Here is a 14,997-nt window from a genome sequence, read left to right on the forward strand (position 1 = left end):
CCGACGGCTCAGAGGAAGTACAGACGGCTCAGCGAGACTTCCTGCGCCGGCTCGGAGCGCATCGGCTCGCCGTCGAGGGTCACGAGGCCGTCGCGCGGGTCGACATCCACCCGCCCGAGGCGGGCGTTGTGCACCATGTCGGCCGGGCCGATACCGCGGGTTCCCCGTACGGCCACGCGTCTGCGCCGGGTGCTCAGCGCGTCATGCGGCGAGCCGAAGGAGCCCGCTTCGGCGGCGGCACGGCTGACGAAGGCGACGGAGAGGTCGGCCGGAGCGGCTCCGTGGCCGCCGAACAACGGGCCCAGGACCAGCGGCTCGCAGGTGTCGGTGGCGGCGTTCGGGTCGCCCGTGACCCCGTAGGCGGGGAAGCCGTTCTTGATGACCATCTGCGGCTTCGCGCCGAAGAACGGCGGGCGCCAGAGCACGATGTCGGCCATCTTGCCGACCTCGATGGAGCCGACCTCGTGGGCCAAGCCATGGGCGATCGCGGGGTTGATGGTGAGCTTGGCGATGTAGCGCCGGACACGGGCATTGTCGTCGTACTCGCTGTCGCCGTGCTCGCTGTCGCCGTCCAGGGGGCCCAGCTCGGCCTTCATCTTCCCGGCCATCGCGAAGGTGCGCCGGATGGTCTCCCCCGCTCGGCCCATGCCCTGCGCGTCGGAGGAGGTGATGCCGATCGCGCCCAGGTCGTGCAGGACGTCTTCCGCACCCATCGTCCCGGCCCGGATCCGGTCGCGAGCCATGGCGGCGTCGCCCGGCAGGTCGGTCTTGAGCGCGTGGACGGAAACGATCATCCCGTAGTGCTCCGCGATGGCGTCCCGGCCGAACGGCAGCGTGGGATTGGTCGACGACCCGATGACGTTCGCAACGCCCGCCATCTTCAGCACATTGGGTACGTGACCGCCGCCGCAGCCCTCGATGTGGAAGGCGTGGATCGTCCGGCCCTCCAGAACGCTCAGGGTGTCCTCCACCGACAGGCACTCGTTCAATCCATCGCTGTGCAGGGCGACTTGCACGTCGTGTTCCTCGGCCACCCGCAACGCCGTATCGAGGGCCCGCGTGTGCGCACCCATGTCCTCGTGCACCTTGAAGCCGCAGGCCCCGCCCTCGGCCAGCGCCTCGACCAGAGGTGCTTCGTGAGAGGCGGATCCCCGGGCCAGGAACCCGATGTTCACGGGCCAGGCATCGAAGGCGTTGAACCCGAGCTTGAGCGCCCAGGGCGAGTTGACACCGACGCCCCAGGTCGGCCCGATCTCCTGGCCGATGATCGTGGTGACACCGGAGGCCAGCGACGCCTCCATGATCCGCGGGGAGAGGAGGTGGACATGGGTGTCGATCGCACCGGCGGTGGCGATCAGACCCTCGCCGGGGATCATCGTGGTGCCGGTGCCTACCACTACGTCGACGCCGTCGAGGGTGTCGGGGTTGCCGGCCCGCCCGATCGCGTGGATCCGGCCCTCGCGGATGCCGATGGACACCTTGCGGATGCCGAGCACGGCGTCGATCACCAGGACATTGGTGATCACGACGTCACAGGTGTCACGGACGGCCGCGGCCTTCAGATGCATTCCGTCCCGGGCGGTCTTGCCGAATCCGGCCAGGAACTCGTCTCCGTACGCCTGCGAGTCCGACTCCACGCGGACGACGAGCCCCGAGTCGCCGAGCCGGACCCGGTCGCCCGCACGCGGTCCGTGCACGGTGACGTACTCGTGCGGGTCGATGTGCCGGCTGCTGCCAGGCGCGCAGTGGTCGCTGTGTCTGGTGGGCCTGCTCATCGCTCTGTTCCTTCCGATGTTTCCGGTCCTTCGGGTCCTTCCGGTCCCTCCGAACCTTCCGGTGCCTCCGATCCCTCCGAACCTCCCGGTCCCTCCGGTCCCCCCGATCCCTCCGATCCCTCCGGTGCCACCGATCCCTCCGGTGCCACGGCGCCCTGGTAGCCGCAGGCGGCGGCGCGCCGCAGGGCGTCGGCCTTCGCGCCGGGCGCGTCCAGCTCCCCGTCGAGCAGGCCCGCGAAGCCGATCGCGATCCGCTCTCCGCCCATCGGTACGAGCCCGACCTCGACGACGGCGCCGGGGTCGAAGCGGGTGGACGACCCGGCCGGGGCCGCGAGCCGCATGCCGTACGCGGCCGCGCGGTCGAAGTCCAGGCGTGGGTTCGCCTCGAAGAAGTGGAAGTGCGAGGTCACGCTCACCGGGACCGCGGCCGTGTTGCGGACCTCCAGGACGACGACCGGTTCCGGCTGCGGAAGGGTGTCCGTGTGGGGCAGGACGGCGCCGGGTGCGCCGTCATGCGGCTCCACATCGCCGAACGGGGCACTGATGACGGCAAGGCGGGTGCCGTCGTCGAACACCGCCTCGACCTGGATCTCCGTCACGACGTCGGTGACGCCGGGGAGCACGTCGTCCGGTCCGAGCAGGCTGCGGCCGCGCTTGAGGGCGTCCGCCAGACGCAGGCCGTCACGCGCTGCCTCGCACACCGTGTCGGCAATCAGTGCGGTCGCCTCCGGCACATTGAGACGCAGACCGCGCCCGAGCCGTGTCCGCGCGAGCTCGGCGGCCGTGAAGAGCAGCAGCCGGTCCCGCTCGGTGGGAGTCAGAGGCATGCCGCCCCCTGACTCGCGGACCTGGTCACACGCATGGGGTCCCATCCCTTCTCAGGAGTGTCAGACGTGGAGCATGCGGCTCACAGTGACACTGACTGAAATTCCAGTCAAGATTTCTGGCCCACCGAGACTCCTTACCTGTCCGGGGCACACGCCTGGCCGGTTAGGGGGACGCCGGCGAGATCGACCGGGCGTGGTGCCAGGTCCTCGTTCCCGCCCCGGGCCGGCGTCAGCTAAGGCGTCGATAGGCAGACTCACCGTGCGTGCGCGTCGGCCTGCCGCACAGAACCCAAGCGAACCCCTGAAAACCCACAACAGGCCGTCGGCCGGGATCCGCCGACACCGGTGCGCGCAGTCAGCGGCCCAGTCGGTCGACCTCGGCTTCGATGGCCTCACTCATCAAAGTGCGCGCGTGGGCGATGGGGAGCATGCCACTGAGCCAGCGCATACTCAGCCCCTCCAGAAGGGCGGTGAGTCGCTCGGCGGCCGCCGCGAGAGCCGCCGCCGAGGCCATGGGCCGGACTTGGCCCAGCAAGGCCGCCACATCCTGGACCCATACCAAGGTGGCCCTCGCAAGGTCCTCACGCAGGACTTCGTCGAAGACGGCACTGGCCCGCAACTCGCCCCAGGCGCTGCTGTTCTCCCTGACCTCGGTCGTGTCCTGGAGTTCGAGGAGAAGCGTCTGATCCAGCTTCTCCCGCGGGCTGAGCGGCTCCCCATCCGAAACAACCTGGGTCGTATAGCGCTCGGCTCGGTCGCTGATGAACTCCAGCGTCCTGCGCAGCACTCCGGTGCGGTCCTTGAAGTGGTAGTAGATCAGCGCGGTGGAAACGCCCGCCTCTTCGGCCAGCTCCTCCACGCGCAGGCCACGGACCCCACGCCGGGCGATCACCCTGGCGGCGGCTTCGAGGATCTGAGTGCTGCGAGATGCCATGACCTGAACCTTATCTGGCCCCTTTTCACCGGCGGAATCACACCCTTCAAGCGAGGCACAACGGCTGAACCGACTCCCACAAGGCTTCCTAACTGAGATTTCAGTCAGTATGCGACACTGGTGGTTCAGACCACCCATGAGGGGATCACGTGGCGCGGGACCGCCGTAAGGCCATCTTGGAAGGCGCCGCCCGGCTCATAGCCCGACGCGGGGTCCGCGGGCTGCGCATGGAGGAACTGGCAGCCGAAGCCGGGGTCTCCACCGCTCTGATCTACTACCACTTCAAGGACCGGGCCGGCGCCCTGCGTCACACTCTGGAGTTCATCAGCGACCGGGCGGAACGGTACACGTCCGATGGGGACTTCACCGCCGAACCGCACGACGCCCGCCACGAGCTTGAGCAGTCCCTCCTACTGGAATTCCAGGACACTCCTGAAGTCCGCGAAAACAGCACGGCGTGGGGCGAGCTTCGCGCCAGCGCGATCTTCGAGCCCGAACTGCGCGGCGATCTGGCCAGTGCCACGCTGGCCTGGATTCACGAGGTCGCGGCCCTCTTGGGCCGCATCCAGCCGACGGCTGCCGCCCCGGCTCTCACCGCGTCCGCGGAAAGACTCACCGGGCTCCTGGAAGGGCTCAGTACGCGCTGGTTGAGCGGCGCACTTCCGCTGTCTCACGCCCGCCGGCTGGTGAAGGAGGCGGTGTCCATCGAGATCCAGCACCTGAGTCACTGACGGCGCCCGGGGCAGAGCTGACATAGGAGCCGACCGCTCCGGTCACGACAGTCTCCAGCGCCGCGCAACGGGGAACTCAGGCATATCCCCGCCGGCCGCGACCCCTACCGGCGCCGGCGGGGACCGCTGAGAACGGGGGTCAGGCCGAGGCCATGCGCAGCACCAGCGCCGCCGCGGCCAGCAGCGTGAGGACGACGACCGGCGCCACGGCGTTGTCCTTCACGCGCAGGTGCGAGATCAGCGCGCCGGCGAAGTAGAGCACCAAGCCCACGGCGGCGGCGATGCCGAGCGGCGCGACGACCAGGCCGGCGAGCAGACCGAGCGCGCCCGCCGTCTTCGCGGTCGCGAGCCAGGGCAGCCAGGAGCCGGGCACGCCCACCTTGGTCATGCTGCTCACGACCTGGGGATTGCGGGTGAAGGTCATGAAGGCCGACGCAGCACAGGCGAGCGCGAGCAGCGCGGCAACGATCACGTAACCGATGAACATGGTAACACTCCAACGATCTATGAATGGAAACCGTTGAAGAGTATCAATGATTTAGGTCGATCCATAATGAGGCCACTGTTACGGTGGACGTCATGGCAGCTGCACACCCGAACGACCGCCTCGGATTCCTCCTCTCCTTCCGCGGAGAGCTCACCGGCGCGCGCATCCGCGCCGCCGTGGCCGTCGCCGGGCTGCACCCGCGCAACGCGATGACCCTCATGCACCTCGCCCCGGGCGCCACCAGCCAGCGCGAGCTGGCCGTCACGATGGCGGTCGACCCCAGCCAACTGGTCGCCATCCTCAACGAGTTGGAGTCCTCCGGACTGTGCGAGCGGCGCCGCGACCCCGCCGACCGGAGGCGCCACATCGTGGAGATCACCCCGGCCGGCAAGGAGGCGCTGGAGCGCATCGACGAGGCGGTGAGCGCGGCCGAGCGCGAACTGTTCGGCGACCTCACAGAGGCCGAACAGACCCTGCTGCGGGGCCTGCTCGACCGCGTAGTGGTGGATCCCGCCGCCCATGAGTGCGGCGAATAGACGGGCCGAGGGTCAGTAGCGGACCAGATCAGAACTCCGAACTCTGGCCAACGGTACGCGTCATAACCCATCAGACCTCGAACCCGATCCCCTGCCCGAGTGACCGAAAAACTGCCCACGACCCCGAGGAAGGAAGCTGCTGCCCAACCGGCGTAATCAGCCGACCAGTTGGATCGCTAAAGGCCCGAGGGGCTGATGTTCGGGTTGGCGAACTCCGGTGGCTCGCGGCGCGGCAGAACCGTCCGGCCGTCGAGACTCCGCACCTCAAGACCGTGGTGCCAGGGGTAGTGGAGGCTGAACGCGACCAGTCCGGTTCGCTCGGAGGCGGACTGCCGGCACATTTCGAGGACCGTCTGCGCCAGGTATTCGACCGGTTCGGTCTCGTAGCCGTCCGGGATGAGTGACGCGGCGCCAGGTGTCGAGATCGCCGTGGACGGCGCGACACAGTTCACCGCGATGTTGTCACGCAGCAGCTCGGCGGCGAGGCCCTGGCTGAACCGGTGCACCGCGGCCTTGGTCGAGGCGTACACCACGTCGCCACCCCTCACCATGCCGGCGTCGGGGAACGGGCGCCTCGGGCTCACCCCGGTCACGGAGCCGATGTTGACGATCCACCCCGCCCCGCGCGCCCGCATGTGCGGGATCGCCGCCTTGGCGAGGGCGAAGGGGGCGCGCAAGTAGTGGTCGATGGTGCGGTCGAAGGTGTCGAACGACATGTCCTCGACCCGCGCGTAGTCGGCGAAGCCGGCGTTGTTCACCAGGATGTCGATCCCGCCCGCGAGCTCGACGACACGGCCGATCAGCTCGTCCCGCTCGCCCGGGTCCTCCAGGTTCGCCGTGAGGCTCAGCGCCCGCCCTCCGGCGGCCTCGATCACCTCGATCGTCTCGTCGAGGCTCCCGGAAACCACCTGGTTTCCGCCTGATCTCGCCGACGGCATCGGGGACTTGGACCGCGCGGTCACCACGACGGTCGCCCCCTCGGCTGCCAGACGCTGGGCAACCGCCCGGCCTATGCCCCGACTGCTCCCGGTGACCAACGCGACCTTGTTCTCAAGAGAGGCGTCCACCGATCCTCCTGACCCTTCAACGCGAGTTGGGGTTCATTAGAGGTATTCCTAATAGGCATGTCAACGGCTCACGCGAACATTGCCGTCCGCGCTCTCCCCTGAGGAAAGGTGGCGCGCCCCACCGATCAACCCGGTCGGCGCCGTCCGCCGCGCTACACCCCTTCCCCCGGCAGCAGTTCCACGTCGCTGCCCTCCGGCAGGGTTTCCCGGTAGCCCGTGTACATGTGCTCCGTGGCCAGCCGGATCAGGAGGTCCTCGTCGCCCGCGCGGGCCGCCTCGAAGATCGCTCGGTGCTCAGTGACCATGAGCGGGACGTTGCCGGCGTCATCGACGTACGAGCGGGTGATCCGGCGGTTGACCGGATGGTCCCAGAGCGTGTCGATCATGCGGAGCAGGAGCGCGTTCCCGCACGGCTCGATGAGGGCCATGTGGAAACTCCGGTTGAGTTCGAACTGGGCGACCGCGTCGAGGGGGTCGGACGCCGCCATGTCCTCGATCAGGGCGACGAGCCGCGAGAGTTGGGCACGATCGTGCCTGCCGCAGGCCAGCCGCAGGGCCAGCGTCTCCAGCGACTGGCGTACCTGGTAGACCTCGGCGATGTCGTCCGGCTTCAGGGCGTTGACGATGTAGCCACTGCCCGGCATCCAGGTGACCAGGTCCTCGTGGGCCAGCCGGTTCAGCGCGTCGCGCAGCGGGGTGCGTGAGACGCCGAGCCGCTCGGCCAACTGCTCCTGCACCAAAGGCGCGTCCGCCTCCAGCGCACCCGACACGATCTCGTCGCGGAGGTGTTCATAGACCCGCACCCCCAGGGGGCGCGCGTCCCTCGGGTCACTCCGCAATGGCTTCACGTTCCCTCTCCGTCCCTGCCGTCCACCTTGGGGAAGAAAACCATTCCCGCAGACCCATTGTCGCCCGTGAATCCACTGTATACGGTGTGTGCACTGCATCCAAGGAGGCTACGATCGTGTTTGTCCTGAACACCTGGTACGTCGCCGCATGGTCCACCGAGGTGACCGGTAAGCCCGTACGCCGCGTCATCTGCGAGCAGCCCCTGGTCCTCTACCGCACCCCCGACGGCAAGACCGTCGCACTGGCCGACCGGTGTGCCCACCGCGCCTATCCGCTCTCCGCCGGCCGCACCGTCGGCGACTCCATCGAGTGCGGCTACCACGGTTTCGCGTACGGGCCCGACGGCGCCTGCACCCGCGTGCCCGCCCAGTCGGCCGTGCCCGCCCGCGCCCGCGTCCGCAGCTACCCGGTCGTCGAGAAGGACGGCTGGATCTGGGTGTGGACCGGCGACGCCGATCTCGCCGACCGGAACCTCGTCCCGGACACCCACTGGATGAGCGACCCCGGCTGGGCCACCGTCACCCACACCATGCTCTTCGAGTGCCGGCACGACCTCATCCACGACAACCTGCTCGACCTCACCCACGAGTCGTTCCTGCACAAGTCGACCGTCGGCGACGACTACATCTACGAGCACGGCATCACCGTCGAGGTGGACGGCCGGGTCGTGACCGTCGACCGGCTCATGCCCGGCGTCGAGGCGCCGCCCCTGTACGCGCGCACCATGAGCACCGAGGGGCTCTACGACCGGTTCCACGCCACCGAGTTCCACGTCCCGAGCTACCACGTACTGCACTCCGGAATCACCGGCAGGGGACGCCCGCGCGAGGAGGGCCACCTCATCAAGGTCCTCAACGGAATCACCCCGATCGACGAGAAGACCACCTGGTACTACTACGCGTTCAGCCGGAACTTCGCCGTCGACGCCGACTGGGCCACCAAGGAGCTGGAGACGGGCCTGGAGACCGTACTGCGCGAGGACGCCGATGCGCTGCGCGAGCAGGAGACCGGCATGCGGGAGCGGCCGGCGGGCGAGCACGACGTACTCATCGGCCAGGACGCCGGCGTCGCCAAGGCCCGGCGCATCCTTGCCCAGTTGCTCGCGAAGGAGCAGGCGGAGCAGGCCCGTGGCACGGAGGCGGACCGGGCTTTCAAGACCCCGCGGGCCGTGGCCGACACGGTGAGAGGCTGATCGCGTTGACGGCGGACAACGCTCCCGGTTCGACGACGGCAGAAGAGCGCGGACGCCGTACCGCCGGCCGTCCACGGACTGCGCCGCGTCCTGGCCACCGCCGGCACTCTCGACGCGCCCGCCGGAACACCTGACGCCGCGCCCACCCGTTGGATCGATCTGCTCGGCGACGGTGCCGTCCACACCCCGTTGCGCGGCCTGTTCGAGCCCGTCGCGCGCGTGGGCGACGAGGTCAAGGAGGGTGAACTGATCGGCCGCGTCCACCCCGTCGAGGAACTCGACCTCTCCTCCGCCCCCGTCCTCGCGCACTGCGACGGCGTTGTCGCCATCGCCCGCAGGCCGCCCCTCGTGGACCTCGGCGACACCCTGTACCACCTCGCGGCCGACACCACGCCGGGTGCGTCCGGGGCCTCCGGCTCCGGACGCTGACTCGGCGCCGGGCCATACGGGGCAAGAGCGACCGCGTCGAGAGCCGGTCCCTCCGCAGCCCCACCCACGGCCGCTCCGAAGCGCCGACCCCCTCTCCCTGTACCCGAAAGGCACACCCATGCGCCATTCGATCCGACTCCCCGCCCTGGCGATCGGCCTGACGCTCGTCAGCCTGCTGACCACCGCCGCCTGTACCCACGCATCGACGGACGGGGATGTCTCCGCCGCCCGGAAAGCCAAGAACCCGACGGCCACCGCGCCCCAGGTCGACGTCGACAAGGCGGCCGCCGCCCTGCTCCCCGCCGCCGTGAGGACCAAGGGCACGCTCACGGTGGCCAGCGACGCGTCCTACCGTCCGTTCGAGTACTTCGACACCGACAGCAAGACCATCATCGGTTTCGACATCGACCTCACCGACGCCGTGGGAGCCACGCTCGGCCTGAAGACGAGACACGTCAACGCCGGCTTCGACGGAATCCTGCCGGGCCTCGCCGCCAGGAAGTACGACATCGGAGCCTCGGCGTTCTCGGTCACTCCGGAGCGCGCCAAGACCGTCGACTTCGTCGAGTATCTACGTGGTGGCACTGGCATCGCGGTCAAGACCGGCAATCCGCTCGGCCTCAAGATGGAGCCGAAGTCCCTGTGCGGGCACGCCGTTTCGGCGCAGAAGGGATCGGTGCAGGGACTCAGCCTGCTTCCCGAGATCTCCAAGTCCTGTACGGAGGACGGCAGGAAGCCGGTCGCCATCGAGCTGTTTCCGTCGCAGGACGGCGCGAACCTCGCGGTCGTCAGCGGTCGCGTCGACGCCGTCATGGCCGACACCGTCTCGCTCGGACTGCAGGCCGAGGCGTCCGGGGGCAAGTTCGCGCTCGTCGACGGACCGCTGTACGCACCCGACCGCTACGGCCTCGCCGTCCCCAAGGGCTCACCCCTCAAGCCCGCCCTGGACGCCGCGCTCAAGTCGGTCCTGGCCGACGGCACCATGGACGCGCTCATGAAGAAGTGGGCGATCACCAAGGCGTCACGCATCAAGGACGGGAGCTGACATGACCGGCTCCACCACCCGCCCGGAGGGCAGACCCGCTCACGACGCCGGACCGTCGGGACCGCGGCGCGAGGCCGGCCCGGCCGGAGAGCGGGAGCACACCGACGGCATGGCGGCCGACGACCTCACGGTCGTGTCCAAGCGACACCCCGGCCGTTGGGTGACCGCGATCGCCCTGCTCCTCGTCGCCGCGGCGACCCTGCGCTCGGTGTTCACCAACCCCCGCTTCGGCTGGGACGTCGTGAACACCTACCTGCGCGACGTGTCGATCGGCAGAGGCCTCCTCGTCACGCTCGAACTCACCGCGATCTGCATGGCCATCGGCATCATCCTCGGTGTCGTGCTCGCCGTGATGCGGCTCTCCGCCAACCCGGTCGTACGGTCCGCGGCCTTCTTGTACGTCTCCTTCTTCCGCGGCACACCCGTTCTCGTCCAACTGCTGTTCTGGTACAACTTGGCTGCTCTGTACCCGCAGTTGACGTTCGGGATACCGGGTGTCTCCCTCGACGCCAACCAGCTCATCACGCCGATACTGGCGGCGCTCCTCGGACTCGGCCTCAACGAGGCGGCGTACATGTCCGAGATCGTGCGGGCCGGCATCCAGTCCGTCGACCACGGTCAGGGCGAGGCGGCCGGAGCGCTCGGGCTGACGAAGATGCAGACCATGCGGCGGGTGATCCTCCCCCAGGCCATGCGTGTGATCATTCCGCCCACGGGCAACGAAACCATCGGCATGCTCAAGACCACCGCCCTGGTCAGCGTTCTCGCCGTGCCGGATCTGCTCTACTCCGCGCAGATCCTGTACGCGCGCAACTTCCAGACGATCCCGCTGCTCATCGTCGCGAGCATCTGGTACCTCGCCGTCACCACCGTCCTCACGATCGGCCAGTTCTACGTCGAGCGACGGTTCTCGCGCGGCAATCGCACGCTGCCGCCCACCCCGGTCCAGCAGTTCCGCCAACTCCTGCGCACGCACACGCCGATGGCCACCGGGAGGAGCACACCATGACCCGACGCGAAACGGCCCACCCACGAACCGTCGCGGACCTCGATTCGGGACAACTCCCGATGGTGCGGGCGGAGAAGGTCCGCAAGCACTTCGGGCCGCTCGAAGTCCTCAAGGGTGTGGACCTGGAAGTCGAGCGCGGCGAGGTCGTGTGCCTCATCGGTCCTTCGGGCTCGGGCAAGAGCACTTTTCTGCGCTGCATCAACCACCTGGAGACCGTCGACGGCGGTCGCATATGGGTCGACGGACAGGTGGTGGGCTATCAGCGGCGCGGACGCAAGCTGCTCGAACTCGGCGACCGGGAGATCTGCCGGCAGCGCACCGAGATCGGCATGGTCTTCCAGCACTTCAACCTCTTCCCCCACATGACGGTCCTCCAGAACCTCATCGAGGCACCGCTGCGGGCGCTCAGGGAACCCAGGGACGAGGCCACCGCGCGGGCCCTGGCCCTGCTCGAACAGGTCGGACTGGCCGACAAGGCGGGCGCCTACCCCCGCCATCTGTCCGGCGGCCAGCAACAACGCGTCGCGATCGCCCGCGCCCTGTGCATGCGCCCCAAGCTGATGCTCTTCGACGAACCGACGTCGGCGCTCGACCCCGAACTCGTCGGTGACGTCCTGACCGTGATGCGCGAGCTGGCCGAATCCGGCATGACGATGATCGTCGTCACACATGAGATGGGCTTCGCCCGCGAGGTCGCCGACCGGGTCGTCTTCTTCGACGCCGGACAGGCCGTCGAGGTGGGACCGGCGCAGCAGGTCATCACCGATCCCCGGCATGCCCGGACGAAGGCCTTCCTGGCGGCCGTGCGATGACGGGCCAGCCCACGCACGAGGAGGTACGACGATGAGGCTCGTACTGCGCGCCAACGCCCATCGACAGGTGGCCGCCGGCTGCCGCGAGGTCGCCGCGTCACCGGACACCCCCCGCCGCGAGCCGTGGCAGTGGCACGTACGGCTGCTGACCGACGCCGAGGCGCGGTCCGGGAAACCGCCCTCGGCGATCCGGGTCGCCGAGGCGCTCCCGGGCGGAGTGACCCTGGAGGTCTGCGCCGACTCCGGATCCGCCACCCCGGCAGTGGAGGTCGTCGACCCGAGTGGTTCGCCGGCGGTGGACCGCGAAGAGGACGAGCTCGTGGTCCTGATCGCCTCCGGCGGCCGGGTCCTGGTCGAGGACCGGCACCTGCTGGCGGACGCCGACGCGATGGTACTGGAGGGCGACGACCCCCTGCGGGTGAGCCTGCGGCGCCCGGACGGTTCGGACTCGCGGGTCGCGGTCGTCCGCTTCGGCGCGGCCGGGCGCGGTCCCCTGGCCTGGGTGCCGTGATGCGGGCGACGGGCGGCGAACAGCCGTCGCGCCTGCGGGTGAGCGCGCTGGTGTGGGAGGCCGAGGGCGTGCTCTCGGTCCACCTGGCCCGGCCTGACGGTGCGCACCTGCCGGCCTGGACACCGGGAGCGCATCTGGACCTGCACCTGCCGGGCGGCCTCGTCCGCCAGTACTCCCTCAGCGGTTCCCCCGCCGACCGGACCACATGGCGCATCACGGTCCTGCGCGAGCCCGCGTCACGAGGCGGCTCGCGGGAAGTGCACGAGGTCCTGCGCCCCGGTGACGTCGTCGATGTCAGCGGACCGCGCAACAACTTCGCTCTCCCCCAAGTCACCACCGCCCGCTACCGGTTCATCGCCGGAGGCATCGGTATCACCCCGCTCCTGCCGATGATCGAGCGCGTCGCATCCGCCGGAGCCGACTGGACCCTGCTGTACGGCGGCCGGTCCCGGTCGAGCATGGCCTTCCTGGCGGAACTCTCCCGCCATGGCGAGCGTGTGGTGGTCCGACCGCAGGACGAGTACGGCCTCCTCGACCTGGTCGACCACCTGGGGCCGCCGACGCCGGACACCTCGGTGTTCTGCTGCGGCCCTGAACCGCTGCTGGCCGCCGTGGAGCAGGTGTGCGGGTCTTGGCCACCCGGCACGCTCCATGTAGAGCGCTTCGCTCCGAAGCTGTACGCCGCAGCCCCGGAGACGGACACGCACGCGGAGGCGTTCGAAGTGGTCCTGCACCGGACCGGACGCACTGTCACCGTGCCCGCCGGCCGTTCCATCCTGGACGCGCTCGAGGACCACCGGATCGACGTGCCGAACTCCTGCCGGGAGGGTATCTGCGGCACCTGCGAGACCAAGGTGATCGACGGAGTCCCGGAGCACCGGGACAGCCTCTTGTCGCCGGAGGAGCGGGCCGCCAACGACACGATGATGATCTGCGTCGGCCGGTCGCGCGGCCCCCGCCTCACCCTGGATCTCTGACCTCGGCCGGCCTGCGAGCGCCGCCGCACCGCACCCACCCGCCACCGGATCAGGTGGGCCATCACACACCCGCTGAAGACACCACACACAGGCAGGACGGACCTCACCGACATGACTCCGCACAAGGCCTCACGCGACAACGCATACGACGTTCTCGTCATCGGCGCAGGCGCCGCCGGTTCGGCCACCGCCTGGCAGCTCGCCTCGCGCGGCCACCGCGTCTGCCTCCTGGAGCGCTTCGAACCCGGCCACCGGCGCGGGAGTTCGCACGGCCGGTCGCGCCTTCTGCGGCTCACCTACCCGGATCCGCTGTACGTGGGTATGGCGGCTGAGGCGTTGCGCATGTGGCACCGGTTCGAGTCCGAGACGGGCGCCGGCCTGATCACCCGAGTCGGCGCGGTGGACGGGGGTGGCGCCGACCGCCTCGACCGGGCGGCCGCCGCGCTCACCGCCGAGGGGGCCGCGTTCGAACGGCTTACAGAGGCGGAGGCCGCCGTCCGCTGGCCGCAGCTTCGCCTGCCGGGTGACGTGCTGTTCCACCCCGACGCGTCGCGCGTCGACCCCGACGCGACGCTGCCGGCCCTGCAGCGGCAGGCGGAGCGGTTCGGCTGCGACATCAGGCACTCAACTCCCGTCACGGCACTGGAGATCGACGCCGACCGGGCGCGCGCCCACACCCCGTCCGGCACGTTCACCGCGCCGGTCGCCGTCGTCACCGTAGGCCCGTGGACGAGCCGGCTCCTCGACCACGTGGTCAAGCTCCCCGCCCTGACCGTGACGCAGGAGCAGGTCTTCCATCTCCCGCCACGCGACCCGTCAGCCGTGTGGCCGGCCTTCAGTTTCCAGGCCGAGGACGGCGCCATCGTGTACGGGATGCCGACCGCGGACGAAGGCGTGAAGGTGGCCGAACACCTCGGCGGGCACGAAGTGACCCCGGACGGTCGCGACGGCGTCGTGGACGCGGACGCGCGTCGTCGCGTCCTGGACTTCGCAGCCGAGCGCCTTCCCGGTGTGGAGCCGGTGGTGAGCAGTGAGACGACCTGTCTCTACACCAACACCGCCGACGAGGACTTCCTGCTCGACCGGGTGGGTCCCCTGGTGATCGGCACGGCCTGCTCGGGGCACGGCTTCAAGTTCACTCCGTTGCTCGGCCGCATGCTCGCCGATCTCGCCGTGGGCGAGGCGGATCCCAACCCCCGGTTCAGGCTCGGCATCCCTGCGATGTGAGCGTCGGTATCGCCGCAGCCCTCATCAACCACCGCCGATTCACTTCATGGACGACATCGACTAGGATCTTTGGCGACATCGCGTGTCGGTCACCGGCTGGGTGAGGCATGGAGGTGTCAGGAGATGCCCTCGGAGGCATTCCTTGTCAGTCGAGTTGAACCACACGATCGTCCACGCCCGGGACAACCGGGAGTCCGCAGAGTTCTTCGCTACCCTGCTGGGCCTTGAGATCACCGGCGAGTGGGGCCCGTTCGTCGCGGTCGCCCTGAGTAACGGCGTCACGCTGGACTTCGCCACGATCCCCGCGGACAAGATCACTCCCCAGCACTACGCTTTCTTGATCTCTGAAGAGGAGTTCGACGCGGCGTACGCGCAGATCACACAGCGCGGCATCGAGCACTACGCCGACCCGCGCCGGCAGCAGCCTGGCACGATCAACCACAACGACGGCGGCCGCGGCGTGTACTTCATGGACCCGGCGGGCCACGCGATGGAACTCATCACGGTGCCGTACGGCGGCTGGGCCTCGTAAGCACATATCTCGTCAGCACATAGATCGAGGGCCGCACCCGAGTACCGGGTGCGGCCC

General features: G+C 69.3%; 17 protein-coding genes. 11 read left to right on the forward strand and 6 right to left on the reverse strand.

Features of this window, described 5'->3' with window-relative positions:
• Nucleotides 1-8: 8 nt before the first annotated feature.
• From EOT10_RS18840 to EOT10_RS18850, 3 genes are all read right to left on the reverse strand, one after another.
• The gene (locus tag EOT10_RS18840) at nt 9-1,775 is read right to left on the reverse strand and encodes an urease subunit alpha (protein WP_127829397.1); all 1,767 of its coding nucleotides are present in this window, start codon (nt 1,773-1,775) and stop codon (nt 9-11) included.
• The gene (gene ureA, locus EOT10_RS18845; RefSeq protein WP_127829398.1) at nt 1,772-2,602 is read right to left on the reverse strand and encodes an urease subunit gamma; all 831 of its coding nucleotides are present in this window, start codon (nt 2,600-2,602) and stop codon (nt 1,772-1,774) included. The genes EOT10_RS18840 and ureA overlap by 4 nt, the downstream gene beginning before the upstream one ends.
• Nucleotides 2,603-2,957: 355 nt before the next feature.
• Nucleotides 2,958-3,536 carry a TetR/AcrR family transcriptional regulator gene (locus tag EOT10_RS18850; RefSeq protein WP_127829399.1) on the reverse strand — a complete coding sequence of 193 codons (579 nt, stop codon included), beginning with the start codon at nt 3,534-3,536 and terminating at the stop codon, nt 2,958-2,960.
• Between the two features lie 149 nt (nt 3,537-3,685).
• On the opposite strand from EOT10_RS18850, the gene EOT10_RS18855 reads away from it, so the two are divergent.
• Nucleotides 3,686-4,267, forward strand: a complete 582-nt coding sequence (locus EOT10_RS18855) for a TetR/AcrR family transcriptional regulator (protein ID WP_127829400.1) — start codon at nt 3,686-3,688, stop codon at nt 4,265-4,267.
• Nucleotides 4,268-4,406: 139 nt separating this feature from the next.
• Here the strand turns inward: EOT10_RS18855 and EOT10_RS18860 are convergent, their stop codons facing one another.
• Nucleotides 4,407-4,754 carry a DoxX family protein gene (locus EOT10_RS18860; RefSeq protein ID WP_127829401.1) on the reverse strand — a complete coding sequence of 116 codons (348 nt, stop codon included), beginning with the start codon at nt 4,752-4,754 and terminating at the stop codon, nt 4,407-4,409.
• A gap of 92 nt (nt 4,755-4,846) precedes the next feature.
• On the opposite strand from EOT10_RS18860, the gene EOT10_RS18865 reads away from it, so the two are divergent.
• Nucleotides 4,847-5,290, forward strand: a complete 444-nt coding sequence (locus EOT10_RS18865; protein ID WP_127829402.1) for a MarR family winged helix-turn-helix transcriptional regulator — start codon at nt 4,847-4,849, stop codon at nt 5,288-5,290.
• A 176-nt stretch (nt 5,291-5,466) separates the two neighbouring features.
• On the opposite strand, the gene EOT10_RS18870 is transcribed toward EOT10_RS18865, so the two are convergent.
• The gene (locus tag EOT10_RS18870; RefSeq protein ID WP_127829403.1) at nt 5,467-6,357 is read right to left on the reverse strand and encodes an SDR family NAD(P)-dependent oxidoreductase; all 891 of its coding nucleotides are present in this window, start codon (nt 6,355-6,357) and stop codon (nt 5,467-5,469) included.
• Between the two features lie 152 nt (nt 6,358-6,509).
• Nucleotides 6,510-7,205 (reverse strand): GntR family transcriptional regulator, encoded by a 696-nt coding sequence (locus EOT10_RS18875; protein ID WP_189491759.1) that lies wholly within the window; start codon nt 7,203-7,205, stop codon nt 6,510-6,512.
• 116 nt (nt 7,206-7,321) lie between these two features.
• On the opposite strand from EOT10_RS18875, the gene EOT10_RS18880 reads away from it, so the two are divergent.
• The 9 genes from EOT10_RS18880 (at nt 7,322) to EOT10_RS18920 (ending at nt 14,940) form a co-directional block, all read left to right on the forward strand.
• Nucleotides 7,322-8,398: an aromatic ring-hydroxylating dioxygenase subunit alpha gene (locus tag EOT10_RS18880; RefSeq protein ID WP_189491764.1), complete on the forward strand. Its 1,077-nt coding sequence runs from the start codon at nt 7,322-7,324 to the stop codon at nt 8,396-8,398.
• Nucleotides 8,399-8,587: 189 nt separating this feature from the next.
• Complete coding sequence (locus EOT10_RS18885) at nt 8,588-8,827, forward strand: hypothetical protein (protein ID WP_431313302.1); 240 nt, start codon at nt 8,588-8,590, stop codon at nt 8,825-8,827.
• 118 nt (nt 8,828-8,945) lie between these two features.
• Nucleotides 8,946-9,872, forward strand: coding sequence for an ABC transporter substrate-binding protein (locus tag EOT10_RS18890; protein ID WP_127829407.1), 927 nt, complete (start codon nt 8,946-8,948; stop codon nt 9,870-9,872).
• 1 nt (nt 9,873) lies between these two features.
• Nucleotides 9,874-10,881, forward strand: a complete 1,008-nt coding sequence (locus EOT10_RS18895) for an amino acid ABC transporter permease (protein ID WP_223281065.1) — start codon at nt 9,874-9,876, stop codon at nt 10,879-10,881.
• Nucleotides 10,878-11,693: an amino acid ABC transporter ATP-binding protein gene (locus tag EOT10_RS18900; RefSeq protein ID WP_127829408.1), complete on the forward strand. Its 816-nt coding sequence runs from the start codon at nt 10,878-10,880 to the stop codon at nt 11,691-11,693. Before EOT10_RS18895 ends, EOT10_RS18900 begins: the two co-directional genes overlap by 4 nt.
• Nucleotides 11,694-11,724: 31 nt before the next feature.
• Nucleotides 11,725-12,204 (forward strand): hypothetical protein, encoded by a 480-nt coding sequence (locus tag EOT10_RS18905; RefSeq protein WP_127829409.1) that lies wholly within the window; start codon nt 11,725-11,727, stop codon nt 12,202-12,204.
• Complete coding sequence (locus EOT10_RS18910) at nt 12,204-13,181, forward strand: PDR/VanB family oxidoreductase (protein ID WP_127829550.1); 978 nt, start codon at nt 12,204-12,206, stop codon at nt 13,179-13,181. The genes EOT10_RS18905 and EOT10_RS18910 overlap by 1 nt, the downstream gene beginning before the upstream one ends.
• Nucleotides 13,182-13,292: 111 nt before the next feature.
• On the forward strand, nt 13,293-14,408 hold the full coding sequence (locus EOT10_RS18915; protein WP_127829410.1) for an FAD-dependent oxidoreductase: 1,116 nt from the start codon (nt 13,293-13,295) through the stop codon (nt 14,406-14,408).
• A 142-nt stretch (nt 14,409-14,550) separates the two neighbouring features.
• Nucleotides 14,551-14,940, forward strand: coding sequence for a VOC family protein (locus EOT10_RS18920; RefSeq protein WP_127829411.1), 390 nt, complete (start codon nt 14,551-14,553; stop codon nt 14,938-14,940).
• Nucleotides 14,941-14,997: the final 57 nt, after the last annotated feature.

Origin of the sequence: Streptomyces antnestii (assembly GCF_004005495.1) — a bacterium.
Classification (GTDB): Bacteria; Actinomycetota; Actinomycetes; order Streptomycetales; family Streptomycetaceae; genus Streptomyces; species Streptomyces antnestii.